Below are 25,874 nucleotides of genomic sequence, written 5' to 3' on the forward strand. Positions count from 1 at the left end.
CGACGGCCTTAGAGGATGCCGGTGGCTTCGGTCAGCAGCCAGATCCCCACGACCAGCAGGATCGCGCCGACAGCGACCGTCAGGCCGAACTGGCCCCACGTGGCGCGGCCGTTGTGGATTTCGGCGTAGCGCGTGTAGGCGTGGTAGCACACGCCGACGAACATCGATGCGACCACCAGCAAGGCGATCAGCATCACGATGTCGTAGCCGTAGTTGCGCAGCGTCTCCATGATGCCGCTGCCCTGGCCGCGCGAAGGGTCTTCGATCGTCGGTAGGCCCTGGGCCTGGGCGAGCGGCGCGAACAGCACGGCGGCCGGCAGCGCGGCCAGTTGCGAAAGACGCGGGAAGCGAAAGCGACGGGATACCGGGTTCATGGGGCGACCTTTAGGAGAGCAGGAAGAAGGTCAGCACCAGGTACATCGCGATGAAACGGATCACGACACCTGCGAACTGACGCTGGGAAATCCGCTGCTCGGCCCAGCCGACATAGGCGGTCCGCATCGCCCACACGCCCCACACGAGGAGCACGGCGAATACGGCGCCAACGAGGACGACCGAGACGGCGGAAGGGGGAAAGCCACCGTTGGCCTGGAAGGCGGCGGTCTGGGCGGCGTTCATGGCGTGGCCTCCGGTTCACGGGAGGCGGAGGCCGCGGCCTGGCGGTAGTCGCCGAGCAGTACGGCCGGGTCGCGTGGCTGGGCGCGCGATGGCGTCAGGTAGTCGCGGATGCCGGCGCGGACGCGCTCAAGGTCGGCGCTTAGCCGGCAGTAGTCGAAGTGGTAGCGAGCGCGCTCGTCGCGAGGGCGCACGGTCTCCTGCGCGATCAGCTGGTCGATCGCGTCGAGCTGGCGCAGCGCAGCGGCCAAGCGCGCATGCTCGGGGCTCGCGTCGTCGGCATGGGCGTGGGGCGAGACGCCCAACGCCATGCACAACGCCAGCAACAGGCCCAGCACGCAACGCCAGTCGGCGGCAGGAGGAACGGTCATCCGCATTTGCCAATCCGCGAATCACGAGGGATGGCGAAATGCTCTCGGCGCGGTCCGATGCGCGCCGCAAACAATGCGGACTGGCGCCGGTCCGATTGATGGGCGGGCGTGGTGGCGCTAGAGGTACTTCTTGAAGGTGCTGGCAGCGATGCACACCGCCACGCCCAGCAGGATCGCGCTGGGCAGCAGGATCAGCAGCGGATGCACGCTGACCGGCAGCGCGAGGTAGACGATCCAGGGCAGCACGATCAGCGGCATCAGCGCCGCCTTGGCGCGGTGGTAGACGAAGCCGGATTCGCGGCCGGCGCCGAACTTGCGCACGTCGCGCCGCGCCAGTCCATCGACGAAGCCGACGAACGCCGCCATCAGGAACAGCGGCAGCGTCAGGGTCAGCACCAGGAGCCTGACGATGAAGGTAAGCGTGGTGTAGGCCGCGGCGATCAGGTAGCTCTCGCTCCACACGTAGACCTGGCTCACGTAGTAGCGGAAGTCGCGTGCGCTGTCCTGGCTGGGCGCGCGTGCACGGGCCGAGACGTTGCTCATCCATTCGAGCAGGCCGCTCTTCACGAAGATCCATTCGTAGGAACGCTCGACCAGCCAGTGCGCGGTGCGGCCGGGCTCCTGGACGACGGCGCTGCGGGTGAAGTGCGCGGACAGCTGCCCGAGTTCGTAGTCGAGCATGCCCTGGGCGTGGTGCCAGCCTTGCTCGGGCCAGAAGAAGTGCATGCCGACGCACTCGATCACGATGGACAGCAGCAGCGCTCCGATCAGCACGCCGAGGAACCGGAACGGCATCGTCACGATGCTGGCCAGCAGTCCCTGTTGGCGGGCCTGCTGGTGCTGGGCGGTGGTGGCCGGATCCTTCATGGCCGCGCTTCCTCCGGCGCGGCTTCGGTGCCGGCGATGTGCCGGAAGCCTTCAATCAGATCGTCCGGCAGCGGCGTGTCCTGCAATCCGGCTGCGGCGTTGCCTTCCCACCAGTCGCCTGCTTCCGCGTAGTGCTGGCGCATGTAGCCGGCGAGCTGCTGCAGGTCGTGCGGCATCACCTCGTCGGGATCGGGGGCCGGCAGCGGCATGCGGATCTTCCACAGGTTGCCGCCCTGCATCAGCGCGAAGGCTTGGCCCTTGGGCAGCCCGACCACGTGGGCCGATTCGATCATCGGGACGCTCGTGCTGGAGATGCGATCCTGCGTGTTCGAGGTGAAGTCGGTCGGGCCGTGGATGTCCGAGCTGTCGGTGGCGCCGCTCATCAGGGTCGTGGCGTAGACCTCGACCTTCGGCAACTGCCGGGTCAGCAGTTCCGCCGTCGCCGTCTCGCGCACGCGCAGCATGATCAGGTTGTTGAAGTTGCCGACGACCTGGCCGGCCTTGGCACGATTGCCGATGCGCGCTTCGATGTCGCTTAGCGTCTGCGTATAAGCGGTCACTTGCAGGCCGGCGCCACCGCCCTTGTTCACCAAGGGAATGAACTCGTCGCCCATGAGTTCATTGAACTCGTCCGCGTGGACGTTGATCGGCACATTCGCATCTGTCGTGGCACCTGGCAGGCCATCATCAATGCCGAACTTGTAGATGTGCCCAGCCACCGACACGAGATCGCTGAACATGCTGTTGCCGACTGCGGCGGCGACCTCGGCGTCCGACAGCGCATCCAGGCCGACGTAGACGATCGCGCGCTTGCGGATGATCTGCATCCAATCGAAGATCGGGCGCGGATCGGCGAGATCGGTATAGTCCGGCGCCAGCAACTGCGCGATCTTGCCGGTGGTTAGCTTCTCCAGCAGCGGCAGCAGGCTCGCGACGATCTTGTCGAAGTAGGTCCGGTCGTAGCGCACCGCGCTGCGCAGGCCGTCGAGCACCGGGTCGTATACGCGCACCTGCGACAGGTACTGTTCCAGCGCGACCACCCGCTTCTCGCGGCCGATCATGTTGCGCGGGATGTTCTTCTCGTTGAGCCGCGCTTCCAGCTGGACGATGACTTCCCACGCCTTCGGCTCGGTCCGGGCGAAGAAGTGGGCGGCGTACTCGATGAATAGCGCGTCGATGTTGATCACATGCCTTTGGATCAACTGGTAATCCGGGCGCTGTCCCAGCTCCACGAGGGCACGTGCGATGATGTTCACGAACCTCCACGCGAACTCCCTGAAGGCGGCTGAATTGCCCTCGCCGGAGAGCTGTCCGGCAATGCGCGTGGCGACTTCCGAGATACGGCCAAAGCGCCCCACGGCGTTGTAGCGGGAGCTGATTTCGGGCCAGCCCAAATGGAAGATGTAGAACTCGCCCTCGCGGCCGGCGCGTTTGGCCTCGACGTACATCCGCTTCAGGAGATCGGCATCGCCCTTGGGATCGAATACGATGACCACTTCGTGCTCGCCCGCGGCGTTGCGCCGGCGGATGTCCTGCGTGATGAAAAGTTCCGCCAGCCGGGTCTTGCCGACGCGCGTGGTTCCCAGGACCAGGGTGTGGCCCACGCGCTCGGGCAGCGGCAGGGAAACGTCGACTTCGTGCGGCTCAATGCCGTGCAGCCGCGGCATGCCGCCGACCGGCGGCAGCGGCCGCGCGGGATTGAGCGGGCTGTCCCAGGTCAGCGCCTTGGCGAGTTTGGAGACGGGAAATGGCGCGAACTCAAGCCGCTCTTCGAGCCGGCGTGCGATCCGGTAGGCGGTCGTCGGCTCGACGTAGCGCCGGAACTCCGGCCGGTAGGTCTGCATCAGCCGGTGCGTGTGCTTCTGTTCCCACCGGAAGCCCCTGCCGATGAAGAGCCGTTGCTGGCTCACCGGCACGTCACGGCTGGTCATCACGTAGCGCGGTAGCCGGCGGATGTTGCGCCGGTAGCGCAGGATCACGAGCGCATCGCGCAGCCGGATCGCGCCGTAGGTGAGGAAGGCCAAGGCGCTGCCCAGGCCCAGCAGCGGGCTTAGCGCGAGCGACCACGGTGCCGCCACGCACACCAGCGCGGCGCCCGCACACACCGCGACGGTATAAAGCTCCACCGCTGGCCGCAGCAATACCTCGATCGCGTAGCGCTGGGCCATCGCGGGGGCTTCACTGTTCGATGCCCGTGGCCGTCACCAACACCGGGTAGTGGCGCAGCCCCAGGCGCTGGGCCAGTTCGTCGCCGGAGGCCGGCGCCAGCGGCAGCTCGGGGATCAGTGCGCGCAGCGAGGCCAGAGCTTGCGGCGATTCGACCTGGACCACCAGCCCTACGGCGCCCAGTTCGCGCAAGGCCGGTCCCCGCTGGCGCAGCCAGGCGCGCGAGCGGTCGTCGTCGCCGATCAGGAATAGCGGCCGGAGTCCCGGCGCCTGGATCACCCGGCGCGCGACGTCGCCGGGCGACAGACGGACCGAGCGCACGGGCAGCATGTCCGCCTCGTCGAAGGCATGGTTGGGCACGCGGGGCAGTTCGATGCGCGGCAGCGGCCGGTCCGCGCGGGGCTGGAGATTCAGCGACTCGTAGTACGGCAGCGCGGACGCACCGCCCCGGTCTTCGACGACGACCAGCGGCGGAGACTGCGCCAGCGTCGCGAACGACAGGCACGACAACACCGCCAGCGCGGCAGCGGCACGAAAGGACTTCATGGCAGGTTTCTCCTGGTGGTGGCATCCAGCCGGAGTTCGCCGAGCACGCGCGCGAGGTGCTTGTCGACGCTGCGGCGATAGCGCGCGGCGGGTGCGCCGCCGGCGGGACGGTGATAACGGCCGATGGCGACGAGCCAGTCCTCGCCGGGGGTGTGCTGCTCGCGCAGGATTTCGGCCGCGATGGCGAGGTTGCGGTAGGGATCGAGCAGATCGCAGGGGTGCGCGTAGCGATGCCGCTGGTAGCCGACGTTGATCTGCCCGAGTCCTGCGTCGATGCGGGTCGGGGGCACCCGGCGCAGCGCGTGCTGCAAGCCGGCGCAGGCTTCGGCACGGGTGCCGTAGCGTTTCGAGGCGCCCGCGACGTTCAGCGTCCACGGCCAAGGGATCAGGCGGCCGTTGAGCCGGGTTCCGCTCTCTTGAAGGGCCACGGCGTACAACACGGTGGACGGAACACCGGCGCGCTGCGCGGCCAGCTGGTAGGCCGGTGGCGGAACCTCCTGCGCCGCGGCGGTGATCGCGGCCAGACCAAACACCAGGCCCAGCGCGATGCGCGCTACTGCTGCCGCTGCCATTGGCCGCCGACCTGCCCCACGACGGCGGGCAGGTCGCCCTGCACGCCGAGGGAAAGCCATCGGCCGCCGTCGTGGTTGAGGGTGATGTGGCCGCTGCGCACCTTGGCCGGGTCGATGCGGGTGCGGCGAGCCCATTCGCGGATGCGCGCGTCGTCGCCACGACTGCCGACGACGTAGATGTCGAAGGACGCTCCTTCGGCCTGCAGGCGCTGGACGGTCTCGTCGCAGCCGGAACAGGCATCCTTGATGAAGACCGCGATCCGTTCGTCCGCTTGCGTCATGCCGGGGGGCGCCGCACCCGCGCCGGGCAGGTTGACGCGCTGCATACCCGGCGCGAGCCGCTGCCAGGCGGCGTCGTAGGCGCGCTGGTATGCCAGCAGCTTCTCGACGCGTCGCGCTTCGATCTGGACCTGCAGGTCCGCGAACCTGCGCCGCTCCTCGTCCGAGCGGGCCTCGATGCCCAAGGCGGTCAGCGGGTCCAGGTTCGGCGACGACAGGCCCAGCGGTCCCTGCATCAGTTCGCGGTAGCGAACCCACTCTTCCGGTCGTAGCCCCCAGTCGCGCGCCTGGTCCTCGTCGCTGCGTGCGATAGGAGCAGGCCGCTCACGGCTGGGGGCCACGTTCGTTGCAGCAGCCTGCGACTGCTGGGCCAATAGGGACTGCGGCGCGCTAAGTGCGAGCGCGGCAAGCAGGCTAAGGGCGACGGTGGCGTGCTTCATCGGCGACACCTACCGAGCCGGCACCGTCAGGCGACGGGTCTCGGTGCCGTGCTGGAACACCGCGATGTCGCCCTCGATGGCGGTCAGGCGCCAGCCGGCCTCCTCCTCGTCCGGCCGCAGCAGCCGGGCCTGGTTCAGGGCGCTGCTCTCGGCCGGAAGAATCGACAGGAACCGTTCGCCGGCACGAAGCTCAGCGCCCATGACGCGAAACGGCGGCTCGACCGGCTTCGGCGGGGTCGCGGGAGCCGTACCAGGCGCGGTGGCAGGCCGCGGCGCCGGCCGGGCGGTCGGTCGCGCCTCCAACCGTTCGATGCGCGCCTGCATGGCCTGAAGCGCGGCATCCGCGGACCGGTCGCCCAGGGATTGTTCGAGCGCCGAGAGCCGGCGGTCGAGCGCCTGGCGGTCGGCATCGTAGCGAGCCTGCGGCACGGCAGGCGGCCGCGTGCGCGACTGTTCGGAGTCCTGGGATAGCTCGGCCAGGCGCTGCTCCAGCGCGGCGATCTGCGTATCCACCGTGCTGGCCTCAGCCGTGTCGGCGAGCTTGGTCAGGGTGACGTGGTTGACCACCACGCCCGTGCTGATCAGCAGCACCCAGGTGACGGCGGCGACGCGCAGCAAGGTCGCCCGCCGCGGGTACGCGGTGCCCGGCATCGTCGGGGTCATGGCCGGTCCTCCACCGCAAGCGGGAAGGTCTGCACCTGGACGTCGGCATCCGGAGCGGTGGTCGGCCGGGGTTCGGTCTCGGTCGGCGCTGAGGCGACGTGGCTGAAGCACACCAAGCGCGTGCCGTCGTCCACGTGGAGATCCCAGGCGGGGCCGGTCAGGGTCAGCAAGGCGTCGCGCAGGACCAGCGGCCCCAGCTGGTAATGGGCCGCCGGCAGCGGCAGCCTGCCCAGGGCCTCGGTGTCCTGGCCGCCGCAGAGCTGGTAGCCCGAACGCCGCAGGACATGGCGCAAGGCGTCGGCGACGGTGGCATGCAGCGTGTCCGGCGTGGACACCTCCACGACCTGCAGCAGCAGGTCCCGCTGCGCGGCGCTGGGCGCCAATTCGATCAAGGTGTAGCGGCCGTACCGGACCACCGGGACGGACTCTGGCGACAGGTCGGGTGCGACGGCGGCCGGTGCCTCGGGCGTCGGCGTCGGCGTGGGCGCCGTCGCGCAGCCGCCGAGCAACGCGGCCCAGAACAAGCCGAGCAGGCCGGACAGCAGGTGGCGTCCGGGATCACGAAACCAAGGATCGGAGGGGCACATAGCGTGGCGTCCTGAAGCGACGAGCCATCACCATCGCCGCGGCGATCCCTTCGGGCAGCAAACAAAGCGAATCCTTCCGCGCCGGATTAACTGGCGCGGGGGATGCGCAAAGAAAGCCGCCTGGGTGCTAGTGTTTGTCCACGACCGGATCCGGCTCTCGGGCAACAGGACAGGAGCATCGGAATGGACAGGAAAATCGCAGTCGAACGGCTGATTCAACAGGTGAAGGACTACGCCAATGGGCGGGCAAAGGACGTAGCGCGAGGCGCAGAGACTCCACGGCTTGCGGCCCTGCTGGTGCAGAAATACGGGCGCGGCGTGGTCGACGCCATTGCAACGGCGTTCGACGATCCGCGCGCCGCTGATCCCATATCGAGGGTCGTGGATGATGAGACGGCAAGGCTCGACCCGCTTTGGCGTGAACACGATCGCGAGCGATGGGCTGGTCATCCGGCTGATGTGATCGTCCACAGCTAGATCCGGATACCAAGAAGAACGGCCCCGAAGGGCCGTCGTAGTGGAGGAAGTGCCTGCGTCAGTCGTCGGCATTGGTGGGAGCTGGACTCTCTTCACCTGGCGCAAGGTTGAAGTGCGAGACAAGTTCGCCTATCGGCAACTGCTCGCTGGTGATCTCGACGTCGGTGTGCTTGAGGAATGCCGCGAACCAGAAATGGCTGTCGGAGACGTTGAGCGTGTCGGCCTCCGTGCTAACGAAACGGTCGTCGCTGCTCGAATCCGTCTGGTCCGAGCCTTCCTCGTCGTCATGCGACAGGTACTGCGCGCGGTAGTCGAACTTCTCGACCTTGTAGAGGCCATGCTCCTTCACCACCGCCGCGAGGCGAAGAATCTTGCGCGCGGTGGAGAGGTCGATCGAGAACTCGACGACGGCCGGCAAATCAGCAAACTCGTCGCTGGAGGACACTTCTGTACGAAACAGCTTGTCGTCTTGCATGATGATTCTCCTGGGAAGGATGAGTGATGAGGTAGGGATACGGAAGAAAGAAAGGCGGCCCTCGAAAGAGCCGCCGGCATGGAGGAACTAGGCGGCGACCAGTTGCCTGGCCAGCGCCACCTCGACGGAATCCCCGTCTTGGTTCAGGACATCGAGTCCCGACTCCGGCACGTCTCCCGACGTGCTCTGCGACACCATGATCTTCTTCGCCATCAACCCCAGGCAGGTCATCTGCGAGGAGTTGGTGTAGCCGAGATAGATCACGCGCACGGACTGCTTCTGCCCGATGCGCCACGAGCGCCGTGCTGCCTGCTGCAACGAGTAGACGTTGTAGCCGCTCTGCATGAAGACGATCGTGGGGAACTCCAACAAATCGAGGCCCGTCTTGACCAACTCCGGGTTCGTGACCAGGACATCGATCCCGCGATCGAGCTGCTCGGCAATCCAGTCTTCCCGGCGGGACGCATCCACGCTTGCGCGCAGCACGGCCACCTTGAAGCCTTCCTGCTCGAGCAACACCTTGAGGCGCGACGTGGTATCGCGCGTGCCGGTGTAGACCGAATAGACCAGGGTCTTGCGCCCTTGCGCTTTCTCCTGCTTGCAGATGTCGATCAGCTCGCGCTCTTTCGGCGTGATCTCGAACTCGGTGAACTGAGCCGGGACGAACGCCAAGGTGCCGCGCGTGCGCGGGTGCACTACGGTTTCAGGCCGGAAACAACAATCCGGCCAGGCCAAGAGCACGTTGAGCACTACGCCCAACAGGGTCGTGTCGCGCTTCGCCAGGGCTTGCTTCAGCGCCTGGGTCAGCCGACCCGACAGATCGCGGTAGGCGGCGGCTTGCTCCGCCTCCATCGCGACTTCGCGGAACTCCTCGTCGTAGGGCGGCAGCACGTTGCCGCCGATGTCCTTCAACTTCAGGAAGACCGTGAACGGCAGGATGCAACGCAGGACGCCCTTGGGACCGAAGCCCGGCGCCTTGACGGTGCGCACCGACACCTTCGAGCCCTTGGCCGTCTTGTGCGCGGTGGCCTTGCTCTCGGAGTAGATGTCCTTCAGGACCCCGTGGTCCCTCATGAACGCCATCGCGGCCGACGTCATGCTGCCGCTCTTGGTCGGCCGGTAGCCGTCTTCGATCATGCGTCCGGGCAGCGCCCGGAACAGCAAGTGGAACAAGTCGTCGCCGTAACCGCCCATCAGGGTGCCGGTGAGCAGCAAGGTCTTGCGCGACTTCGCGGCGAGGACGCCCATGGCTTGGCCCTGGGCGCTTCCGCCGTTCTTGTACTCATGCGCTTCGTCGGCGACCAGCAGGTCGAACGTGCCGTGCGGCAAGTAGCGCTTGATGAACTCGCTGGGCTGATAACCTCCCGTGCCGAATCCGAACTCCATGTTCGCCATGGCGCGTTCCATCCGGTGCGCCTGTCGATCCGAGAAGATCAGCTCGCCACGCTCATCCATGAGGTTGACAAACTCATAGATGTTGTCCCCAAGCATCGATGCCAGGAAGGCATCACCGAACTTCTGCATCAGCTTCTGCGCGGTGACCTGGCCGATCGTCGGAATGCGGGTCAGGGCCTTGAGGACGGCGGAGGACTGGTCGCTGGCGGACAGGCTCCGGGGACGAATCAGGCTCCACAACGCGGAGCCGCAGTGGCTGCACTTGCGGCGCTGCTCCTCGGCTTCGAGGTCGACCGGATTGATCGGCTCGCCGTCGAGGTCGGTGATGACCTGGCCGCAGTCGGGGCACGCGCCCACGTCGCCGTCGAGCGTCCGGTGCCGGGTGAAAACGGGTTTCCAGTGGAACCCCATCCTCATCCTGACGCGCCCAAGGACAAAGAACTCCTGGCCCTGCGCCGGCACGTTCAGCTGCTCGCGCAGCTTCATGAGCTTGACGAGCGTATCCGGGCCATTGAGCACCCAGACGCGCGCACCGGCGACGGTTTCCTGGATCTCCCTCCGCCACTTGTAGACCAGGTGGGGCGGGCTCAAGACGAGCGTGCGGCGGTAGCCTTCGGCGTTGAGCACGGCGGCCGTGGCGATGCCGACGGTGGTCTTGCCGCAGCCCATTTCGCCATTGACGATCGCAGCGCGTTCGCCGCGATCGATCAGCAGCTCGCTGACGGCGTGGACCACGTCGGCCTGGGCCGGGAACAACTGGCGCTTCAGGCTTGCCAGGACCAGTTGGCGATGTGCCCGCGGTTGCCCGGTGTAGACAGGCGGGTTGGCCCGATTGAGGGCTTCCAGCAGGTCATCGCCGCATTCGGCGACGAAGTCCTGAAGGCTCATCGTGAGAGAGGAAGATTCCGCATCGAGCAGTTCGCCCTGCAAGGCAGTGCCTTCCGCGGATGGAACGGTGTCGAGATCGAGAGACATGGTGGTGCTCCAAATGAATGGGGCACGCACCTCCCTTGTGGGGCGATGATGTGCCCCGTGGATGGGAAGAATGGCGACGGCTTGCGCCGTCAAACTGGGATCAGTACTCGCTGGGCAGCAGCAGCGTCGTGACGCTGCGGTCCCACTCGGTGACGATCCAGAGAGTCAGGTCTGGCGCGACCTGGTAGGACGAGAACAAACGATCCTCGCCCGAAGCCAGCGCCAGGTCGTTCTGGCGTCGGTCTTCGTCGGACAGGTCGCCCCAGTCGCCGCTGAGATGGCGGCGCAGGTACGCGCTGGGATTGAGCCGGCCCCGTTGGATCAGGTCGGAAATCCCACGAGTGACGATCATCTGCCCCGGCGAAAATCGCGGTTGGGGCACGAGGCTGATGAAAACGGCTTCTTTTGCCATGGTGGTAGCTCCTTCGTGGAAAGAACGGGGCCACGGCAGCCCATCGGGGCGGCGTGGCCCCATGGGGTGGACAGAAGCTGCGTCGTGCAGCAGGCGATCAGCGAATGGTCAGCACCTCGCCGCGCGTCGGCGAGTCGGGTGTCAGATCCAACGCACGGATGACCGGAACGAACTTGTCGGTCAGGATGCGCGTCTCGGCCACAGAGCCATCGTCGCGCTCGGTGTACTCGGTCTGGAGCGTCTTCTCCTTGTGCGTGTCGCCTTTGACGGCGAGCACGCGCCCGGTCTTGGACGTCACCACGCCGGAGATCGCGCCTGCAGCCAAGGCCAGGGCGGTATGCCATTCCGACAAGGCCCGCGCCGGCGGCCGCAGCGACTGCTGTGCCGGCCCGAGATGGACATCGAGCGCGGGCCAGAGTCCTTGCAGCCGGCCGATTTCGATGCCGAACTGCTCGGGCTCCATCGTCACGCGATAGAAGTGCTCCGGCTCCGCCGGGATGGCGGGAACGACATACGGCTGGAACGGCCACTCGATGGGCAGTTCTTCGGCTTCGGCATCGCCTTGCCCGATCTGCAGCAGCAGGCCGCGCGTGGCTTTTGCCGAGTCCGATGCCTGGTCGCGCTGGCGAATGCGCCGACCGAAGATCACCACCTGCTTGAACTGCGTCTCCACCGCTCGGTAGATGCGCAGGTCCGCGAAGTGGCGCACCAGCCACCCGACCAGTTCGGCGTCGAGGACGTAGTGCGGCACGATGAACACCAGCACCCCGCCATACTGCAGTAGCGGCAGCGAGCGCTGGTAGAACAGCTTCTCCAGTCGGGCACGGCCCTGGCCCTGATAGCCGATGTTGCCGTTCACGTCCTTGGACAGGTCGCCGTAGGGCGGATTGAGCCAGACCAGCCCGAAAGACTGCCTGGAAATGATCGTGTCCATCAGGTCGCCATGGATGCAGTGATCGACCATCTGCCGCGCGTGCCGGGCGCGCTCGCCGTCGTACTCCACGGCGAACGCCCGGACCTGCTCGCGCCCGAGGGCGTGAGCGGCTTCGGCCACGGCGACGCCTTCGCCGGCGCACGGATCAAGGATGCACATCGGCCCGGTAGCGGGCGCCAGTGCAGCGAGCGCTCTTTCGAGCGTGGGTTCATCGGTGGGGAAGTACCCGTTTCGGACGAAGTTGCGGGCGAGTCTTGGAAACATCAGAGCCATCGGAATCTCCTGGTAGCGAAGATGAAAGGAAGCGGACGTACACGTGCACGTCCGGAACGGAAGTCCTCACGCCACTTCTGCAAGCAGTCGTTCGGAGATGGTTCGGATCGCGGATGCGTCCGGGGTAAGTACGTCGTCGCGGATCAGCGCACCCAGTGCCTTGCTCAGCACGGGTACGTTGATGGCGAGCCGGTGGCCTTCCAGCGGCCCAAGGGCGGCAGGAAGGCGGGTCAGCATCGCCTGCGTCTTCAGCAGGTCCAGCACGGTGTCGCGCCAGTGATTGAGCAGCGGCAGCGGGCAGGTGTCTCGCACCAGCGCCCACAACCGTTCGACCCGGTGGTCCGAGTCGCGTGGCAGAAGTGCAAGCGCGCTAGCGTTGGCCTTGTCGGGTTTCACGCAGCGGCGATCGAACAGCCACAGATGGACCATCGACCCGAACAGCGTGCGGCGGTAAGCACGGGTGCTGCGCTTGTCCAGATGTTCGACGTTGCCGACGAACACCGGGATCGAGCCGCCTTGCTCGGTCAGGATGTGGAACTGGTCCAGTCCCTGCTCGTCGCGCCCGAGGGTCAGGCGAGCCAGGAACTCCTGGACGGCCGTATCGCGCGCCCAGACGGAGAGGAAGACCAGGTTGCCCTGTTCGTCGCCGACAAAGCCGTCGGTCATGAGGTCAGGACATTCGTCGATGCGGTACAGTGTGGTGGAAGAAGTGTTTGCGGGCATGGTGGTGTCCTCGGATGAACGGGAACAGCACCGCCCGCTGGGGCAAGTGCTGCCCCAGGGGGTGGAAGAAAACCGTTCAGTCCGGCTCGAACTGCCGGGTGTGCGGGTTGAAGTGAAGCGCCTCGTCCACCGCGGTGATCGGCGTGAAGCCGTCCAGGTAGATGCTGCCGAGGTACTGGTCGCGGTAGGTCAATGCCTGCCGTGCCTGTTCCTCGGTGAGGCCGTTGCTGATGAAGTACTCGAGCATTTCCTCGTCGGAAGAAACTTCGTCGTTGGACAAGCTCCCTTCAACGAGCTTCAACAGCGAGGGCGGGAGCGCAGCCAGGATCGAGTCCATGTCGATTCCTCCTGTGCGGACTAGGAGCCGCAACCGGCCGGGCAGTAGCCCAGTTCGATGCCGTGCGTGCAGAAGCCGTTTTCGGCGAGCCAGTCCTGGGTTTCCTGCCGTTCGGCAGGTGTCGCGTAACCCCATTCCTGGGCCGCGATTTCCAGGGCCTGAGCACGCTGGCTTTCCGGCAATCGACTGACTTTCGCGTCGATCTCCGAACTGAAAAGCGTGACCCAGTGGTCCCAGGACAGGCCGCAGCCGCGCTGGGCGTTTGCTGCGGCCGTCTTGCAGATTTCCCGCCACGCGGGTTCATCCAGCGTTGAACGAGTGGTGTCGTGAGCGATGGTGGACATGATGGAGACCTCCAGAAGAAAGCCAGGGCCTCCCCCGCATGGGGAAGGAACCACAGCGGGTGGATGAAGAACACCGCGGATGCGGCGTGGCGATCAGGCCGCGGCAAGCTCCGCTTCGTGCTGCCACTGTTGCAAGGTGGCATCGAAGCTGTAGCCGAGCTTGCTGAGGCGGGTGCATTGCAGGCGCAACGTGCGGCGGTCGATGGTCGGGTCCAGCTTGACCGTCTCGCCCAGCGGCCACAGCAGGCCGAAAAGTGCGACGTCTTCGGCGTCGGAACTGCCAGCTGCCACAGGGGCTGCGGGCGCTTCCATGCCGAAGGGCCGGGTGTCGATCAGAGGATCGTTCGTGGTCGAGGCCGGTACGGCTGCTGGCGTTGCCGCCATCGCCGTCGGCTGTTCCTCGTCGATCGGATCGACCTCCTGGACGTTGAAGGTGCGGGCGTCCTCCTTGCCCAGCTTGTCGATGCCGGACAGGGTCATGCCGTTGAGGCTGGCGCGCAGTTCGATGCGGACGCCGCCTTGGGACAAGACGGGCTTGTTGAAGATGCGCCGGATGGCGAACTCGCCCTCGTACTTGCCTTCCTTGTACTGCTCGAACTCCGGATCTTTGACAACGAAATCACCCAAGCAGCAGGTGAGCAGGCAGACATTGAACGGTCCGTTGCGGCCCCGGATGGTGCGCAGCTTGAGCTGGCCGGGAACGACGATGGACTCCAGGTGGGCGTGACGTGCAGCGTTCATGTGACGACTCCTTTGATGATAGAAAACAAGGCTCCCGACCGGCCGGATGGACGGGGGATGACCTCATGGGAAAAGGAAGCGGGTGCCGGTCGCGAAGGGCCGGAACCGGGAGGGAGATGACGGACGCGGGATGCGCTAGGACGGATCAGAACCAGTGCGGTGTGACGCACCGCAGCCTCGAAGGTCTAGGCTGCCTGGGCATGCTGCCGGCGACGCCGGCGGACATGGGGGTAAGGTTGCGGCGAGGTTCGACGCCAAGGGGAGCGGCAATGCGATTCCGGTTGCTCCCCTGTTTCTGATCTATGCGGCGTGTTCTTGCGGTGCCGGCGGTCTTCCGCGCAAAGAAAACGGACCACGCCCGATGGGGTGGTCCGTTGGGTAATACGCTTTCAGTTCACGCATGCCTTCGGCCAGCAGCCAAAGAGCGCGATTCAAACGCACGTTCTGGTCGATGCCCTGCACCGGCCGGGTACGTTGCCGGCGGCCGTTGGCCGTGCGGCCGTCCAGTCCGCCCTTGACCAGGTTCTCCTGGACCCGGTTGAACGTGGACCACAGGTCGGATTCCCGGTCATCGAAGCGCCGCGGCCGCAGCAGCTGGCTTTCGGTGATAGGCACCGAGCCCGAGCCCGCGTACTTCAGCGTCAGGGCCGAGTGCGCGAACACTTCTGCTTCGCCTTCGTCCAGCGTGATGGCGCGCATGGTGTCCCGGGAGTGCTCGATCCGCTCGAAGCTGCTGAGGACTTCATAAGCGCCTTCGATGACGTGGCTCGTGACGTCGCCCTTGTGGGGCACGCGCACGTCCAGGGTCGTGTCGCCGCAGACCAGGCCGTTGTGGCAGACGAAGCGGAACATGCCGCCCAGCATCTGATAGCTGCTGGTGCCGTCGTGCGAGTTCAGCAGGATGATCTCGTTGGCCTCGGCTTGGCCATCGATCTGGCTGGCATGCCGCAGCCGCAGCATGTGCTTGGTGAAATCGCGGCGATCCTCCTGCCGCACGCGGGTCTGGCAAACGAAGAACGGCTCGAAGCCTTCCTTGCGCAGCTTCTCCAGCACGGTGGCGGTCGGAATGTAGCTATAGCGCTCCGACCGGCTATCGTGCGCGGCCTCGGCGAAGATGGATGGGGCGACGGTGCGGATCTGATCGTCCGACAGCGGGCGATCCGAACGCAGCACGGGGGATCGCGACCCAAAGCGGGATGCGAGTTGCATGGCAGTCTCCTTGGAGAAAACGCAAGCAGTCCCGCAGGCCAGAGGCCGGCGAGGACCGATTGCAGGGATGAAGAACAGCCCGGAAGGGCCGAGGGAATCCGGGTCGAACCCGGTGCAGCCTCACGCCGCCGACACCGAGGTGCCGGCGGCATGAAGACTGGGAGGAACACGCAGGACCCGGATGGGCCTTGCAGATCAGAACGAAGCCGCCAGGGCGGGCTCCTCTTCAGGCACTTCGACGTTCGCCTCCTGCGGAGCAGGCTGCGCGGGCGTCTGGGTGCCGTTGACGTCCTCGGCTTGGGCGCTCGCCTCGGACGCGGTAGCGTCCTGGGGTGCGTCGGCTTCGGAAGTGGTCGGGTAGACCCGCTGACCGTTGACCTTGATCAGGCCGATGTGGATCAGCTTCGACTCCAGGCTCGCCGCGGCTTCGCCGGCCCGTTCACCCTTGGTGCGGATGTACGGCTCGGCCTTCATGCCGTTCAGACGAAAGGCGATCAGTACCTTCTTCTTCGCCTCGACGGCCTGCATGCAGCGCCGCACCAGGTGCTCCGCGTCGCGGTTGGCAACGATGGTGTCGATGTACCGGTAGTCCGGATCGTCGACCGGTCCGCTGAGCACACCGAGGGTGCACGCAAGGAACGGATCGCTCTCCGCCGGTCTCACCAGCTTGGGACGGTTGAGGTAGCCGATGCCATGGGTGATCAGGTCGTACTGCTCGATCGTCGCCAGTTCGGCGGGATCCAGCGGCTCGGCCTTGAGCAGACGCGCCTTGAGGCTGGCTGCCGGCTCGCCCTTGCGGTCGCCCTTGGGACGGATGAACGGATCGACCCACAGGTCGCCGAGACGGAAGCGCACGAGCGGACGCTGCTCCGGATCGTCGTTGCCGACGTAGCGTTCGACCAGTTTCTTCGCCTCCGCACCGGACACTTTCACGTCGAAGTAGCGGCGCTTCTCGTCGTTGGCGGAACCCACGAGGGCGGCGATGGTGCAGGCCAGAAACGGCTGTGCCTTGCGGCCGCCGGTGGCTTTCACAACGCGGGCGCGCTGGATGTAGCCGATGCCCGAGGTGTGCAGGTCGAAGTAGGACTTCTGATTGAGTGCTGTGGTCATGGTGAATCTCCAGACTTAGGATCAAGAACAGCGGAGACACACCTTTCCCACGGCGGGGAGGTGCGTAACCCCGCGATGGGTTGAGGAACATGGGTGCATCACCACCGGCGAGCCGGCGGTCGTTCGCGCGAGGATGCGATGCGAACTGGTTCAGTCACACGGGTGAGCCGTGCGCAACCTTGAAGACCGAAAGTTGCCTGGTTGACGCTGACAACGTCAGCGGAACGTGATTTGCAGCCTACGCGCGGGGCCTGCCGTCGCGAGCGGAAATGGGTATCCGTCCGAGACCGCATTGGCCGAAGGCGGCCGCCTGAATCTGAAGGGCTTCCCGCCGCGAGGGCGGGAAGCAAGGCCGGGATCAATGCCGGACGGACTTGGGGCCAGACAGGTGCTGGATGCGGATGAAGCGCCAGGTGCCGTCGTCGATCAGGCGTTCCAGAACGCTGCCGAGATCGTCGAAGAACACGTCCTCTACCCGTTCAACCTGCGTGCCGTCCCGGTGCAGCTCGATCACGTACTGGTCGGCAGCGCGGTCGTAGAGCACGGTGACCTGGCCCTCGAACTTCCCGGTTGCAACGGAGAAGCGGATGGCTGGCGGCGTCTTGAGGATATTGGCCGGCGTCGGATCGACCCAGCTGAAGTCTTTGGCGCCCGCATCGACCAGCATGTGGGTGATGCGACGGAAACCATCGGGGGCTGGCAACTGCTCCAGCTGATTGATCAACTCGGCCAGCTCGGGGCAACGCGGCGCCGGTATCGGCAGCTTGGCCGGTGCACTGCCCAGCACGAACGTCTGCACCGTGTAGGGCACACCATCGGCGGTTCGTTCGGTCCGCTCTTCGGGTGTGTCGGCCCGCAGGCCGTCGAAGCGGCGTCTGGCGTAGGGTTCCACGTGAACCTTGGCGCCTTCGGCGGGATCCTCGGTCAAGAGTGCCCGATCGAGCACCGCGAACTCAGCGCGGCCTGTCTTGACGACGATGACCTCGGCGGTCTTGGCGATCACCTTGCCGTCGAACGGCTTCGGGTCGACCTGGAATCCCAGGGCCGAAACCTTGGGCTGGCCGTCGAAGATGTTGAACTTGAAGCTGCGGACATTGGAAGGCACATGGCCGTGAACCAGTGTCGGCATCTGATCGCGAATGGCTTGGGTATCCATGGGAGGCTCCTTGAGGAAAAGTCAAGGGACTCCCGCCCGCAAGGGAGGATCGTCCCTTGTGGGTTGCGTGATGGACGCGAAGCGCGTCCGGGGATGAGGAAACGACCAGCACGGCAAGCCGCGCCGCAGTCCTGAAGGTCTCGACTGCCTGGGCATGCTGCCGGCAACGCCAGCGAACATGCAGACAGCCTGAAGGAGTGCATGCCTGGAATCGCCGGGGAATCGGAACTTCGCCAGTACCGGGTTCCGGAAAAGAAAGAGCCCCGGCATGGGGGCTCAGGGTTCACTCGTCTTCGTACAGCGGCAGGCCGTCCAGCACAGGCGCATCGGCGTCGAACACCAGCATGCGGACGTCGGCCAGCGCGGCCAGATGAAGCACCTCGACGAGGCATTCCGGCATACCCTTCTTCCGATGCTCCTGTCGCAGTCGTTCGGCGGTGGTGCCGTCGACCAGTTGCAGGTTCTCGTCGGTCCAGGGCGTGGCGATCAGCTTTACGCCGATCGCCGGGCTGTAGGGGATGCGGAATGCGACGAACAGGAAGCGGCTCGGGGTCGCAAGATCGGCCAGATCAGCCAGATAGCGGCCTGCCTCCTCGGTGATGTGCGCGAAACTGATTTCCCAGCACCGGCTGTAGTAGCCCGTCTCGAACTTCAGGCGTCGCACGACCTCGCGCGCAGCTTCCTCGGAGTACGTGTCGCCCACGTGCACGGGCTGGCCGTCGAAGTCGTCCGCAGCGACGGCGTAGACCACCGCGCGCACGATGCCCTCGGTCGGACATTGGGATTCCAGCTCTTCAGGCACTTCCTGCCCTTCGGTGATCAGCGCGAAATCCTTGCCGATCAGGCAGGGAAACAGCGCGACCTGATCGTCGGGCAGGTACGCCTGGCTGGCGTGCAAGGGTCGCCAAACCGGCGGGCAGTCCTCCTCATGCGTGATGAGGAGGGTATGAACGATGCGCGGGTTCAGATACCCGCGGGCGAAGGGGTTGTCGATGGTAGACATGGGATTCGCTCCAGCAGAGTATGGCTGGGTCCATCCCCGGCTGGGGATAGATTCCCCAGCGGGTCGATAGAAGTGGCGTCCGGTCAGGCCGGCACAGGTGACGGTGGATCACCGAGCAGTTGCTCGATCACACGCCTGCGCAGGCGTTCGCGAATTGATTCCTCGCTGATGCCTGCAAGCAGCGTCTGCGTCTCTTTGGCGATCCTGGCGGCGGCCTTATCGAGGTCGTCAGCAAGAAGCGCCTGGTGCAGATCCAGCCCCAGGTCCAGTGCCTGGCGGGAACTACTGAACACGTTCAGCTCACGGCTGAGGAAGCAACCCTCGCCGCCGAACTCGAACAGGCGTGGCTTGCTGCAATGCCAGCAGCCCTCGAACTGGATGGCGGCCAGGTTATGGCCGTCGTTGAAGCACGAGGCGATGAGCAGCAATGCGTCCAGGTCCGCGGAATCCTCGAACCGATGATGTTCGATGAGGTTCTGCAGCTCCAGGTTCTGATCTGCGCCGAAGTGCGGGGCCAGCACTTCAAGGATCATTGCCATCGACGGGTCTTCCTCGTCCGGGACCGGAAGATCGAGCACGGTAGCGAGGTCGGTCAGCGCCTCCAGTACGTCGTCCCATTGCGGGTCGTTGGATTCGGATATGCGCGCAATGTAGGTCTGTCCGTTGCCAGGATAGGACGCATCCAGATTGAAACCGTCGAACAGCGCGGTGATGACGGGTGTGACCCTTTCGAGCATCAGGACGCCGGTGGCGTCGTAGTAGTTGTTGGCCATGGTGGCTCCTTGGGATGAAAGCGCGGAGCCACGCCCCTGCGGACGATGGCATCCGCAGGGAGAAGCCCGAGGCCACGAAGGCTCCGGGCGGTGAAAGGCCGGCAAGGATCAGTCGCCGAAGTCCGTGGGATCGCCCAGGGCCTTCAACAGATCGATCAAGCCGCCGTTGGCGAGCTGGTACAGCGCGTTGTAGTCGTCGCCGGTCGGCACCTGCTCCAGGCGGTCGAGCCGGGCATCGAGGTCGAGGATGCTCTGGCGCACTTCACGGGCGAGCACCAGGGCTGGCGAGGGTTTCTCGCCATCGTCGGTCGCGCCCAGCGCCGTGAGTACGGCTTTGGGCGACAGCGCATCCTTGAGGGATTCGTACACTTCCGGCGTTTCGATGCGGCAGACCGCCTCGGTCTGCTCGCTGCCGATGGAGAATTGAGTGATCTCGTCGTCGTCGGCACCTTCGGTGTCGTAGTCGACGATCACGATCCGCGGATGCGGGATCGCACCGGACCAATCCTGGACGATGACGGTTTGGACGAGGCCGCCTTCAAGGACGACGGCGATGGAAGGGATTCGGGACATGGTCGCTCCTGGGAAAAGAAGGAGGGACATGGCCCCGAACGGGGACGCATGTCCCTCGTGGGGTTGGAAAAGAGAAAGCTGCTGGCTTGCCGGATGAGGTTCACCAGCCGGTGTAGTGCAGCGTCAGGTCGGCGATAACCTTGCGTCGCTGCAGATCGAGGCCGCCGAGGTCGGACAGGCCCTCGAAGCCGCAGCGTTTGAGCATCGCTCCGCCTTCGTGGCTGTTGTAGAAGCTCACCATTGCGGCGAGGAACATCCGCTGCCCGCCGCTCAGGACGCCCAGGGCGTCGCTGATCATCAGCAGGTTCGGACGCAGGTCCCACTTGGTGGTGGCTTTTTGCAGGCCCTCGCGCGTGCCGTCGCCGAACCATTCGGCGCCGGCGATCCTGGCGCCACGCTTCCAAGCCTCGAAGAAAGCCTGGGGCGCGTCGGTGAAGTGCTGTTGTTCCAGCACGATCTGATCAAGTACGTCGGACGGAAGAGACGAGTTCATGACGGTACTCCGGAGGGAGAGTTGGAATCAGGGTTCGAGACGCTGCTGCCAACGCCCGGTTGCCAGGGCGCGATCTGCGGCGTGCCGGGAACGGAAGTACTCAGCGGACTCCCGGGAGACGGGACCGTCGTCATCGGCTGTGCCGATGTAGTGACCCGCGGCGCTGTGGCGTATCCGCAGCGGCAGGCGCTTGCCCGTGTAGGCCAGGGCGAGATAGCCGATGGACTCGGCTCGGGCGTTTGCGGCGTTCAGTGACGCCGGTGTGGATCCAAGGGACATGGCTTCTCCTGGTTGAGGACCGGGAGGCCATATCCCGACGGGTATGGAACTCCCGTGGGGTGGAGGTGAAAGCATCGGCGTCGGGGGAAGACGCTCGTCCGCAAAACGATGCGAGGCGGACTGGTTCGGTCGGTGCGGGGAACCGCATCGCAGCCTTGAAGACCGGGGCTGCTGGCGTGGTGCTGACGGACGTCAGCGACACATGTGCGCAGGATTGGCCGCGCGCGTGGGCGCGTCATGCGGAAATCGGCATTCATCGCTCCCCCGATTGCCGGTCGGCGACGCCGCTGTCGTGCGGCGACGTCGGGGCTGGGAAGCGAGGTGGTGTTTGGGGTCTCCTGCTCGGGAGAGCGAAGGCTCGGTGTGCCGGGGCCGTAGCTCAGGAAAGCGGGAAGAAGACGCCGAAGGCGGCTAGCGCCTTCGGCTGCGAAGGAAGAAGCCACCCGTGGGCTGTCGCAGGGATCTGGCCGTCGGTGGAGCCTGTCGCTGCATCAGCAATCACACCCGACCCATGTCGTGGCTGGGGTCGAAATCGTTCGGCACACATCCGTGCACAAACGGAGCCCGTTGTTCCACCGGCGGGCACCGGCATCGATTACCGTCGACCCGAGGGGTCTCCCGAGGACTCGCTGGGCAACGGATGCCGGCAAATCCTCGGGGGACCTCTCGGGAGAGGCGGAAGAACACGGATCAGTGGAATGGCGTCGAACGCGATTCGGGGAGCAAGGGCCTTCTCGTCCCGCGGGCCTTGGGGGCGCGGCGGGACGCGCACACCGTCGCAGAAGGTGACGCGCGCTAGGGATGTCCCGCGGGGTGCGCGGGAAACGGGCCTCGCCGCCGCTGGCGCGGCCGACGTGGCGCAGGGTTCGAGAGCGTCAGGACGCCTTGGGTGAGGTACGCCGTTTGCGCGGCGCGCTGCGCTTGCCGGCCGAGGATTCGACAGCCATCGTGCCCTTGCAGTCCGGATACCAGCTGCAGGACCAGAAGGCGCCGCTCTTGCCGCTGCGCTGGCGCATTGGCGAACCGCACTGCGGACAGGCCGGTGCAGGCGGCAGCTTGATGGGAAGCGTTGCAGCGCGGTACTGCTGCACGAGCTGGGTAACCCAGGCAGATTGCTTGGCGATGAACGTGTCCAGCGTCATCTGCCCGGCTTCGATCACGTCCAGTGCCTGCTCCCACACCGCTGTTGTGCCGGGATCGGCAATCGCTGCGGGCACGGCGTCTATCAGGGTGAAAGCCGCGTCGGACGCGCGGATCGCGCGCCCCTTCTTCAGCAGATAGCCACGGCCCAGCAGGCCGCTGATGATGTTGGCGCGCGTGGCCTCCGTGCCGATGCCGGTCGTATCCTTGAGCTTCTGTGCCAGCCGCGGATCGGTGACCAGCTTGGCGACGGACTTCATGGCCCTGACCAACTCGCCTTGGGTATACGGCTTGGGCGGCAGGGTCTTCAGTGTCTTCAGATCGACGGCGCCGATCGGACAGAACAGGCCGGTGTGCAACGCCGGCAACACCTGGCTGCGCTGCGTGTCCTCATTGTCCGCATCATGCGGTTCCGGCGCCGCCAGCGCCTGATGCCATCCGGGGACGATGATCTGCTTGCCCACCGCCACGAGCGATTGTCCGGCGCAAGTCAGCTGGGCCACGGTGCGGTCGAACTCATGAAACGGCAGGAACTGCGCGAGATAGCGGGCGCGGATGAGCCGGTACAAAGCCAATTCCTTGTCGTTCAGCGCCGACAGGTCGATCGGTTCGAGCGTGGGAATGATTCCGTGGTGCGCGGTGACCTTGGCGTCGTTCCACGCGCGCGAGCGTTGGCTGCGGTCAAGCCGGGCGACCAGCGGGCGAAGGCTCGGATCGGTCTTGACCAGACTGTCGAGCACGGTCGGTACTTCAGCCAGCATGCTCTCGGGCAGGTAGCCGCAGTCCGGCCGTGGATAAGTCGTTGCCTTGTGTACCTCGTAAAGAGATTGCGCGATGTTCAGGGTCTCCTGCACATCGAGCCCCAGCTGTTTGGAACACACTTCCTGGAGTGTGCTCAGATCGAACGGCAGCGGCGGACCTTCGCGCATGCGTTCGGTCCCGACCGACGCCACCCGGGCACTGCCGGCGGCGCGCATGCTGGCGACCGCCTGCTGCGCCACGGGCTGCTGCAGGCAGCGGCCTGCCTCATCGGTGCAGCCCTTCGGCGCCGTCCAGCTTGCCGTGAAAATCTGGCCCGCATGGGTTAGCGAGACGTCGATGGGCCAGAACGGAACGGAGACGAAACGCGCGATCTCGCGGTCGCGATCCACCACCATCTTCAGCGTCGGTGTCTGGACGCGGCCGACCGACAACACGCCGTTGTAGCCAGCTTGTCGACCGAGCACGGTAAACAGCCGGCTGAGATTCATCCCCACCAGCCAGTCCGCCCTGGATCTCGCCAGGGCCGAGTAGTACAGCGGCAATGTCTCGCCGGAAGGCTTCAGCGCGCCGAGTGCCTTGCGGATCGACGCATCGTTGAGCGCTGACAGCCATAGCCGCTGAATCGGCCCCCGGTAGCTGCACAGGTCGATGATCTCGCGGGCGATCATTTCGCCTTCGCGGTCGGCGTCGGTGGCAATCACCAGCTCGGTGGCCTGGCCGATCAGTTGCTTGACGGTCTTGAACTGCGTGGCGGTCGCGGCCTTGGGCTCGACGCGCCAGCGATCGGGGATGATGGGTAGCTGTTCGATGGACCAGCGCTTGTAGCGCTCGTCATAGCCTTCGGGCGGAACGGCCTCGACAAGGTGGCCGATGCACCAGGTGACGACGGTGCCCGCGCCGCTGTAGCAGCCGGTGCCGCGCTGGCTGGCGCCCAGCACGCGGGCGATGTCCTTGCCTTGGGACGGCTTCTCGCACAGAAACAAGCGCATGAAGCCTCCTGGGTGTGCGTGACGGTCATCGAATGGCCCTCAGCATTCCCGGCAGACTCGTTTGTGGCAGCAAACAACGTGGAAACCGCAGACTCCCGCTTTGCGGACGCTGGCGCAGCGCCCGGAAGTCGCGCGCTGGCGCAGGCAGGTTGCCGGCATGGATTGCCGCAATAGCGCGACGGCCTGCGCTGTACCAGGAGCGTCTGCATTGGCGGCGCAGCGCTCCATGGACGTCAGTGGAGCTATCCCCTGGGGATAGCCGGCGGCTGGATGCGGCGAGGAAGCGGAGCAGCGATCGGCGAACGGATCGCCGCTCCACCAGGTTTCATGTGGAGTCCGAGCCCGAATCCGAGTCGGTGCCGGCCGGCTTGGCGCTGAGCTTCACCGACTCCACGCGGAACGGCAGGATGCCGACGCGGCGCGCTTCGATCTTGAACGTGGTGCGCTCGTTCTCCTCGGCGTCTTCCCACTCGTCCTTGACCGTGCGGCCCTCGACCAGCACACGCATCCCCTTCTGGTACAGGGTCCGCCAGTGCTCGGCGTCGCGATGCCACAGCTCGACCGGCGCCCAGTAGCCGCCGCGGTCCTCGTAGCCATCCTTGGTCGGGATCGGATTGTCGAAGTAGACGTTCAGGCGCAGCAGCCTGCGCGGTTCCTCGTTGCCGTTCGGGAACTCCCGGTAGTCAGGCGCAGAACCGATGTTGCCTTCGCCAACGAAATGCGTGCTCATGTTTGGACTCCTTGGGTGGGTGGGATGACCGGCGCTACCGATGGTTGGCGCAGGTCTTGGGGGTGGTGTCGGATCAGGTGCGGGTGGCGCCGTTGGACGCGCTTCGGGCCGTGCTGGCCCCGTTGCGGCGCTGGTAAACCTCGTGCGCCAGATCGAGCTTGCTGGCGCATTCGAGAGCCTGTCGTCCGAGCGTATGCAGCAGGCTGATCTGCATGTTCAGCACGACGCGCTGGACCTCCATCGCGAACAGGTCGTCGATCAAGGTGTCCGGCGTGGCCGGGCTCTCCATCAATTCCTGCCACAGGGCCACGCCCATTGCGGAGCGGTCCTGCCTGCGCCAGCGCAGGAAGACGGTGCCTGCGCCAGTGGTCTGCTGGGCCAGTTGAATGGGCAGCAGGCGGAAGGGATAAGTGCCGGCCTGCGCCAGCACGCGCCGCTGCGCCAGTTCGATCAGCGCATCCCGCATCGCGTGACACCGGCTGGCCCAGTCCTGGAGAGGTCCCTTACCCTTAAAAGGCTGTAAAAGGCCCTTTAGAGAGGCTGCGTGTTCCAGTTGCTGGAAGTCAGTCTGTTCCAGGCTGAAGAAGCGCCGGGGAGCGCTGGCGTCGGTCGCGGGCTTCATGCCGGCTCACCCTCGTCGGCCGCGCTCGGTTCTGCGCTTGGCTGACCGTCGTCGACTTCGTGCGCAGCTTGACCGTCCTCCATCGCCTGGCGGCGGGGCGAGGACGACAAGGGAGAGCGCCGCGCGATGGGCGGGGCGTAGCGCGAGCGCCGCGTGCCTTCGAGCACGTCCTGCGGCAGTTCTCCGTACTTCTCGAGGGCAGCACGCGCCGCGGCGTTCTTGGCGGCGAAGTCGTCGCGGGTGCAGCCCGAGTAGCGGTATTGCTGGGCCAGCGAGAAGAGGCTGCGCAGCGCGTGGGCGCCTTCGTTGAGCCAGCGTTCCAGCGTCGAACGATCGATCAACGCGGTGTGGTGGGCCAGGATCAGCTTCCGGGCCAGGTCGTCGTAGTCCGCCAGCAGATAGACCGCCATGAAGCCCAGTTGCGCGTTCACGAACAGGGGCAGCTTCACCGGCTGCACGTTGAGGTTCTCCCCCAACGACAAGGCGGGCGGCACATCCGATAGCGCTTGGTCGACCTGTTCGCGCAGCGCCTGCAGGCTGGCCTTGGTCTGCGTGAGCTTCTCCTCGATCCGAAGCATCCACCAGTCCGAATACGGGTCGTCCTGCTCGGCGCCGCGCTTCATCTTGTTCATGACCGCGATGTAGCCGTTCAGCCCGACGATGCCCGCCCGTCCTTCCGACGGTGCGCGACCATGCCAGATGCGCGAGGCGTGATGCGTGTGCAGCGTGAGCGACATGGCGCTACGCAGCGATCCGAGATTGAGTTGCAGGGGTTCGTTTGCCATGAGGACGACTCGCGGGTGATGAACGAGCCGCCAGCATCCCGGCGCGCGGGAAGGCCGT

Annotated in this window: 30 protein-coding genes and 1 pseudogene; 1 reads left to right on the forward strand and 30 read right to left on the reverse strand. The window is 65.8% G+C overall.

What is annotated here, in order from left to right; translation table 11 throughout:
• Positions 1 to 8 precede the first annotated feature (8 nt).
• The 10 genes from Z164_RS0104355 to pilL2 all read right to left on the reverse strand — a co-directional run bounded on the left by Z164_RS0104355 (position 9) and on the right by pilL2 (position 7,106).
• Positions 9 to 374: a TIGR03745 family integrating conjugative element membrane protein gene (locus Z164_RS0104355; RefSeq protein ID WP_024889517.1), complete on the reverse strand. Its 366-nt coding sequence runs from the start codon at positions 372 to 374 to the stop codon at positions 9 to 11.
• A gap of 10 nt (positions 375 to 384) precedes the next feature.
• Entirely contained in the window at positions 385 to 618 is a 234-nt protein-coding gene (locus Z164_RS0104360) for a TIGR03758 family integrating conjugative element protein (protein ID WP_024889518.1), read from the reverse strand.
• On the reverse strand, positions 615 to 986 hold the full coding sequence (locus Z164_RS0104365) for an integrative conjugative element protein, RAQPRD family (protein WP_081770089.1): 372 nt from the start codon (positions 984 to 986) through the stop codon (positions 615 to 617). Before Z164_RS0104365 ends, Z164_RS0104360 begins: the two co-directional genes overlap by 4 nt.
• Positions 987 to 1,103: 117 nt before the next feature.
• Entirely contained in the window at positions 1,104 to 1,853 is a 750-nt protein-coding gene (locus Z164_RS0104370) for a TIGR03747 family integrating conjugative element membrane protein (RefSeq protein WP_024889520.1), read from the reverse strand.
• Positions 1,850 to 4,021, reverse strand: a complete 2,172-nt coding sequence (traD, locus tag Z164_RS0104375) for a type IV conjugative transfer system coupling protein TraD (RefSeq protein WP_024889521.1) — start codon at positions 4,019 to 4,021, stop codon at positions 1,850 to 1,852. Before traD ends, Z164_RS0104370 begins: the two co-directional genes overlap by 4 nt.
• Before the next feature lie 10 nt (positions 4,022 to 4,031).
• A complete protein-coding gene (locus Z164_RS0104380) occupies positions 4,032 to 4,565 on the reverse strand; it encodes an integrating conjugative element protein (protein WP_024889522.1) in 534 nt (177 codons plus the stop codon).
• Positions 4,562 to 5,137 carry a transglycosylase SLT domain-containing protein gene (locus Z164_RS0104385; RefSeq protein ID WP_024889523.1) on the reverse strand — a complete coding sequence of 192 codons (576 nt, stop codon included), beginning with the start codon at positions 5,135 to 5,137 and terminating at the stop codon, positions 4,562 to 4,564. Before Z164_RS0104385 ends, Z164_RS0104380 begins: the two co-directional genes overlap by 4 nt.
• Positions 5,119 to 5,856 carry a TIGR03759 family integrating conjugative element protein gene (locus Z164_RS0104390; RefSeq protein WP_024889524.1) on the reverse strand — a complete coding sequence of 246 codons (738 nt, stop codon included), beginning with the start codon at positions 5,854 to 5,856 and terminating at the stop codon, positions 5,119 to 5,121. The genes Z164_RS0104385 and Z164_RS0104390 overlap by 19 nt, the downstream gene beginning before the upstream one ends.
• A gap of 9 nt (positions 5,857 to 5,865) precedes the next feature.
• Positions 5,866 to 6,519 carry a PspC-like choline-binding domain-containing protein gene (locus Z164_RS0104395; RefSeq protein ID WP_024889525.1) on the reverse strand — a complete coding sequence of 218 codons (654 nt, stop codon included), beginning with the start codon at positions 6,517 to 6,519 and terminating at the stop codon, positions 5,866 to 5,868.
• A complete protein-coding gene (pilL2, locus tag Z164_RS0104400) occupies positions 6,516 to 7,106 on the reverse strand; it encodes a PFGI-1 class ICE element type IV pilus protein PilL2 (protein ID WP_024889526.1) in 591 nt (196 codons plus the stop codon). The genes Z164_RS0104395 and pilL2 overlap by 4 nt, the downstream gene beginning before the upstream one ends.
• Before the next feature lie 183 nt (positions 7,107 to 7,289).
• Here pilL2 and Z164_RS21730 point away from each other — a divergent pair, with 183 nt between their 5' ends.
• The gene (locus Z164_RS21730) at positions 7,290 to 7,583 is read left to right on the forward strand and encodes a hypothetical protein (protein ID WP_081770064.1); all 294 of its coding nucleotides are present in this window, start codon (positions 7,290 to 7,292) and stop codon (positions 7,581 to 7,583) included.
• 58 nt (positions 7,584 to 7,641) lie between these two features.
• Here the strand turns inward: Z164_RS21730 and Z164_RS0104405 are convergent, their stop codons facing one another.
• The 20 genes and pseudogenes from Z164_RS0104405 to Z164_RS0104490 form a co-directional block, all read right to left on the reverse strand.
• Positions 7,642 to 8,058, reverse strand: a complete 417-nt coding sequence (locus Z164_RS0104405) for a hypothetical protein (RefSeq protein WP_024889527.1) — start codon at positions 8,056 to 8,058, stop codon at positions 7,642 to 7,644.
• Positions 8,059 to 8,145: 87 nt separating this feature from the next.
• Positions 8,146 to 10,428, reverse strand: a complete 2,283-nt coding sequence (locus tag Z164_RS0104410; RefSeq protein ID WP_024889528.1) for a helicase-related protein — start codon at positions 10,426 to 10,428, stop codon at positions 8,146 to 8,148.
• 100 nt (positions 10,429 to 10,528) lie between these two features.
• Complete coding sequence (locus tag Z164_RS0104415; protein WP_024889529.1) at positions 10,529 to 10,840, reverse strand: hypothetical protein; 312 nt, start codon at positions 10,838 to 10,840, stop codon at positions 10,529 to 10,531.
• Between the two features lie 97 nt (positions 10,841 to 10,937).
• Positions 10,938 to 12,047, reverse strand: a complete 1,110-nt coding sequence (locus Z164_RS0104420) for a DUF6094 domain-containing protein (protein WP_024889530.1) — start codon at positions 12,045 to 12,047, stop codon at positions 10,938 to 10,940.
• A 66-nt stretch (positions 12,048 to 12,113) separates the two neighbouring features.
• Entirely contained in the window at positions 12,114 to 12,770 is a 657-nt protein-coding gene (locus Z164_RS0104425) for a hypothetical protein (RefSeq protein WP_024889531.1), read from the reverse strand.
• A 76-nt stretch (positions 12,771 to 12,846) separates the two neighbouring features.
• Positions 12,847 to 13,107 carry a hypothetical protein gene (locus tag Z164_RS0104430; RefSeq protein WP_024889532.1) on the reverse strand — a complete coding sequence of 87 codons (261 nt, stop codon included), beginning with the start codon at positions 13,105 to 13,107 and terminating at the stop codon, positions 12,847 to 12,849.
• Positions 13,108 to 13,127: 20 nt separating this feature from the next.
• Positions 13,128 to 13,451, reverse strand: a complete 324-nt coding sequence (locus Z164_RS21735; protein ID WP_081770065.1) for a conserved plasmid protein — start codon at positions 13,449 to 13,451, stop codon at positions 13,128 to 13,130.
• 93 nt (positions 13,452 to 13,544) lie between these two features.
• On the reverse strand, positions 13,545 to 14,192 hold the full coding sequence (locus Z164_RS0104435; RefSeq protein ID WP_024889533.1) for a DUF3275 family protein: 648 nt from the start codon (positions 14,190 to 14,192) through the stop codon (positions 13,545 to 13,547).
• Between the two features lie 384 nt (positions 14,193 to 14,576).
• Positions 14,577 to 15,401 (reverse strand): annotated as a pseudogene (locus tag Z164_RS0104440) (DUF932 domain-containing protein); the annotation flags it as partial.
• A 195-nt stretch (positions 15,402 to 15,596) separates the two neighbouring features.
• Positions 15,597 to 16,511: a DUF3577 domain-containing protein gene (locus Z164_RS0104445; protein ID WP_024889535.1), complete on the reverse strand. Its 915-nt coding sequence runs from the start codon at positions 16,509 to 16,511 to the stop codon at positions 15,597 to 15,599.
• Positions 16,512 to 16,869: 358 nt separating this feature from the next.
• Positions 16,870 to 17,667, reverse strand: coding sequence for a hypothetical protein (locus tag Z164_RS0104450; protein ID WP_024889536.1), 798 nt, complete (start codon positions 17,665 to 17,667; stop codon positions 16,870 to 16,872).
• A gap of 283 nt (positions 17,668 to 17,950) precedes the next feature.
• Positions 17,951 to 18,670, reverse strand: coding sequence for a DUF5983 family protein (locus Z164_RS0104455; RefSeq protein ID WP_024889537.1), 720 nt, complete (start codon positions 18,668 to 18,670; stop codon positions 17,951 to 17,953).
• 83 nt (positions 18,671 to 18,753) lie between these two features.
• Positions 18,754 to 19,443, reverse strand: coding sequence for a hypothetical protein (locus Z164_RS0104460; protein WP_024889538.1), 690 nt, complete (start codon positions 19,441 to 19,443; stop codon positions 18,754 to 18,756).
• A 108-nt stretch (positions 19,444 to 19,551) separates the two neighbouring features.
• Positions 19,552 to 20,016 carry a hypothetical protein gene (locus tag Z164_RS0104465; RefSeq protein WP_024889539.1) on the reverse strand — a complete coding sequence of 155 codons (465 nt, stop codon included), beginning with the start codon at positions 20,014 to 20,016 and terminating at the stop codon, positions 19,552 to 19,554.
• Positions 20,017 to 20,116: 100 nt separating this feature from the next.
• A complete protein-coding gene (locus Z164_RS0104470) occupies positions 20,117 to 20,509 on the reverse strand; it encodes a hypothetical protein (protein ID WP_024889540.1) in 393 nt (130 codons plus the stop codon).
• Between the two features lie 27 nt (positions 20,510 to 20,536).
• Positions 20,537 to 20,788 (reverse strand): hypothetical protein, encoded by a 252-nt coding sequence (locus tag Z164_RS21740; RefSeq protein WP_081770066.1) that lies wholly within the window; start codon positions 20,786 to 20,788, stop codon positions 20,537 to 20,539.
• 875 nt (positions 20,789 to 21,663) lie between these two features.
• A complete protein-coding gene (locus Z164_RS0104475; RefSeq protein ID WP_024889541.1) occupies positions 21,664 to 23,679 on the reverse strand; it encodes a DNA topoisomerase III in 2,016 nt (671 codons plus the stop codon).
• Positions 23,680 to 24,004: 325 nt separating this feature from the next.
• Positions 24,005 to 24,409 carry a single-stranded DNA-binding protein gene (locus Z164_RS0104480; RefSeq protein ID WP_024889542.1) on the reverse strand — a complete coding sequence of 135 codons (405 nt, stop codon included), beginning with the start codon at positions 24,407 to 24,409 and terminating at the stop codon, positions 24,005 to 24,007.
• 73 nt (positions 24,410 to 24,482) lie between these two features.
• Entirely contained in the window at positions 24,483 to 25,031 is a 549-nt protein-coding gene (locus tag Z164_RS0104485; RefSeq protein WP_024889543.1) for a DUF3158 family protein, read from the reverse strand.
• The gene (locus Z164_RS0104490; RefSeq protein WP_024889544.1) at positions 25,028 to 25,816 is read right to left on the reverse strand and encodes a PFL_4669 family integrating conjugative element protein; all 789 of its coding nucleotides are present in this window, start codon (positions 25,814 to 25,816) and stop codon (positions 25,028 to 25,030) included. Before Z164_RS0104490 ends, Z164_RS0104485 begins: the two co-directional genes overlap by 4 nt.
• Positions 25,817 to 25,874 lie beyond the last annotated feature (58 nt).

The sequence above is a fragment of the Luteimonas huabeiensis HB2 genome (assembly GCF_000559025.1).
Taxonomy (GTDB): Bacteria; Pseudomonadota; Gammaproteobacteria; order Xanthomonadales; family Xanthomonadaceae; genus Luteimonas; species Luteimonas huabeiensis.

Bases quoted from the DNA above. Each gene is read 5' to 3' on its own strand.
- Z164_RS0104465 (WP_024889539.1), bottom strand. From the start codon at position 20,016: ATGTCCCGAATCCCTTCCATCGCCGTCGTCCTTGAAGGCGGCCTCGTC.
- Z164_RS0104460 (WP_024889538.1), bottom strand. From the start codon at position 19,443: ATGGCCAACAACTACTACGACGCCACCGGCGTCCTGATGCTCGAAAGG.
- Z164_RS0104470 (WP_024889540.1), bottom strand. From the start codon at position 20,509: ATGAACTCGTCTCTTCCGTCCGACGTACTTGATCAGATCGTGCTGGAA.
- Z164_RS0104485 (WP_024889543.1), bottom strand. From the start codon at position 25,031: ATGAAGCCCGCGACCGACGCCAGCGCTCCCCGGCGCTTCTTCAGCCTG.
- Z164_RS0104395 (WP_024889525.1), bottom strand. From the start codon at position 6,519: ATGACCCCGACGATGCCGGGCACCGCGTACCCGCGGCGGGCGACCTTG.
- Z164_RS21740 (WP_081770066.1), bottom strand. From the start codon at position 20,788: ATGTCCCTTGGATCCACACCGGCGTCACTGAACGCCGCAAACGCCCGA.
- Z164_RS0104360 (WP_024889518.1), bottom strand. From the start codon at position 618: ATGAACGCCGCCCAGACCGCCGCCTTCCAGGCCAACGGTGGCTTTCCC.
- Z164_RS0104370 (WP_024889520.1), bottom strand. From the start codon at position 1,853: ATGAAGGATCCGGCCACCACCGCCCAGCACCAGCAGGCCCGCCAACAG.
- Z164_RS0104490 (WP_024889544.1), bottom strand. From the start codon at position 25,816: ATGGCAAACGAACCCCTGCAACTCAATCTCGGATCGCTGCGTAGCGCC.
- Z164_RS0104450 (WP_024889536.1), bottom strand. From the start codon at position 17,667: ATGGATACCCAAGCCATTCGCGATCAGATGCCGACACTGGTTCACGGC.
- Z164_RS0104430 (WP_024889532.1), bottom strand. From the start codon at position 13,107: ATGGACTCGATCCTGGCTGCGCTCCCGCCCTCGCTGTTGAAGCTCGTT.
- Z164_RS0104415 (WP_024889529.1), bottom strand. From the start codon at position 10,840: ATGGCAAAAGAAGCCGTTTTCATCAGCCTCGTGCCCCAACCGCGATTT.
- Z164_RS0104405 (WP_024889527.1), bottom strand. From the start codon at position 8,058: ATGCAAGACGACAAGCTGTTTCGTACAGAAGTGTCCTCCAGCGACGAG.
- pilL2 (WP_024889526.1), bottom strand. From the start codon at position 7,106: ATGTGCCCCTCCGATCCTTGGTTTCGTGATCCCGGACGCCACCTGCTG.
- Z164_RS0104475 (WP_024889541.1), bottom strand. From the start codon at position 23,679: ATGCGCTTGTTTCTGTGCGAGAAGCCGTCCCAAGGCAAGGACATCGCC.
- traD (WP_024889521.1), bottom strand. From the start codon at position 4,021: ATGGCCCAGCGCTACGCGATCGAGGTATTGCTGCGGCCAGCGGTGGAG.
- Z164_RS0104435 (WP_024889533.1), bottom strand. From the start codon at position 14,192: ATGAACGCTGCACGTCACGCCCACCTGGAGTCCATCGTCGTTCCCGGC.
- Z164_RS0104365 (WP_081770089.1), bottom strand. From the start codon at position 986: ATGACCGTTCCTCCTGCCGCCGACTGGCGTTGCGTGCTGGGCCTGTTG.
- Z164_RS0104385 (WP_024889523.1), bottom strand. From the start codon at position 5,137: ATGGCAGCGGCAGCAGTAGCGCGCATCGCGCTGGGCCTGGTGTTTGGT.
- Z164_RS0104380 (WP_024889522.1), bottom strand. From the start codon at position 4,565: ATGAAGTCCTTTCGTGCCGCTGCCGCGCTGGCGGTGTTGTCGTGCCTG.
- Z164_RS0104420 (WP_024889530.1), bottom strand. From the start codon at position 12,047: ATGGCTCTGATGTTTCCAAGACTCGCCCGCAACTTCGTCCGAAACGGG.
- Z164_RS0104425 (WP_024889531.1), bottom strand. From the start codon at position 12,770: ATGCCCGCAAACACTTCTTCCACCACACTGTACCGCATCGACGAATGT.
- Z164_RS21735 (WP_081770065.1), bottom strand. From the start codon at position 13,451: ATGTCCACCATCGCTCACGACACCACTCGTTCAACGCTGGATGAACCC.
- Z164_RS0104355 (WP_024889517.1), bottom strand. From the start codon at position 374: ATGAACCCGGTATCCCGTCGCTTTCGCTTCCCGCGTCTTTCGCAACTG.
- Z164_RS21730 (WP_081770064.1), top strand. From the start codon at position 7,290: ATGGACAGGAAAATCGCAGTCGAACGGCTGATTCAACAGGTGAAGGAC.
- Z164_RS0104410 (WP_024889528.1), bottom strand. From the start codon at position 10,428: ATGTCTCTCGATCTCGACACCGTTCCATCCGCGGAAGGCACTGCCTTG.
- Z164_RS0104445 (WP_024889535.1), bottom strand. From the start codon at position 16,511: ATGACCACAGCACTCAATCAGAAGTCCTACTTCGACCTGCACACCTCG.
- Z164_RS0104390 (WP_024889524.1), bottom strand. From the start codon at position 5,856: ATGAAGCACGCCACCGTCGCCCTTAGCCTGCTTGCCGCGCTCGCACTT.
- Z164_RS0104480 (WP_024889542.1), bottom strand. From the start codon at position 24,409: ATGAGCACGCATTTCGTTGGCGAAGGCAACATCGGTTCTGCGCCTGAC.
- Z164_RS0104455 (WP_024889537.1), bottom strand. From the start codon at position 18,670: ATGTCTACCATCGACAACCCCTTCGCCCGCGGGTATCTGAACCCGCGC.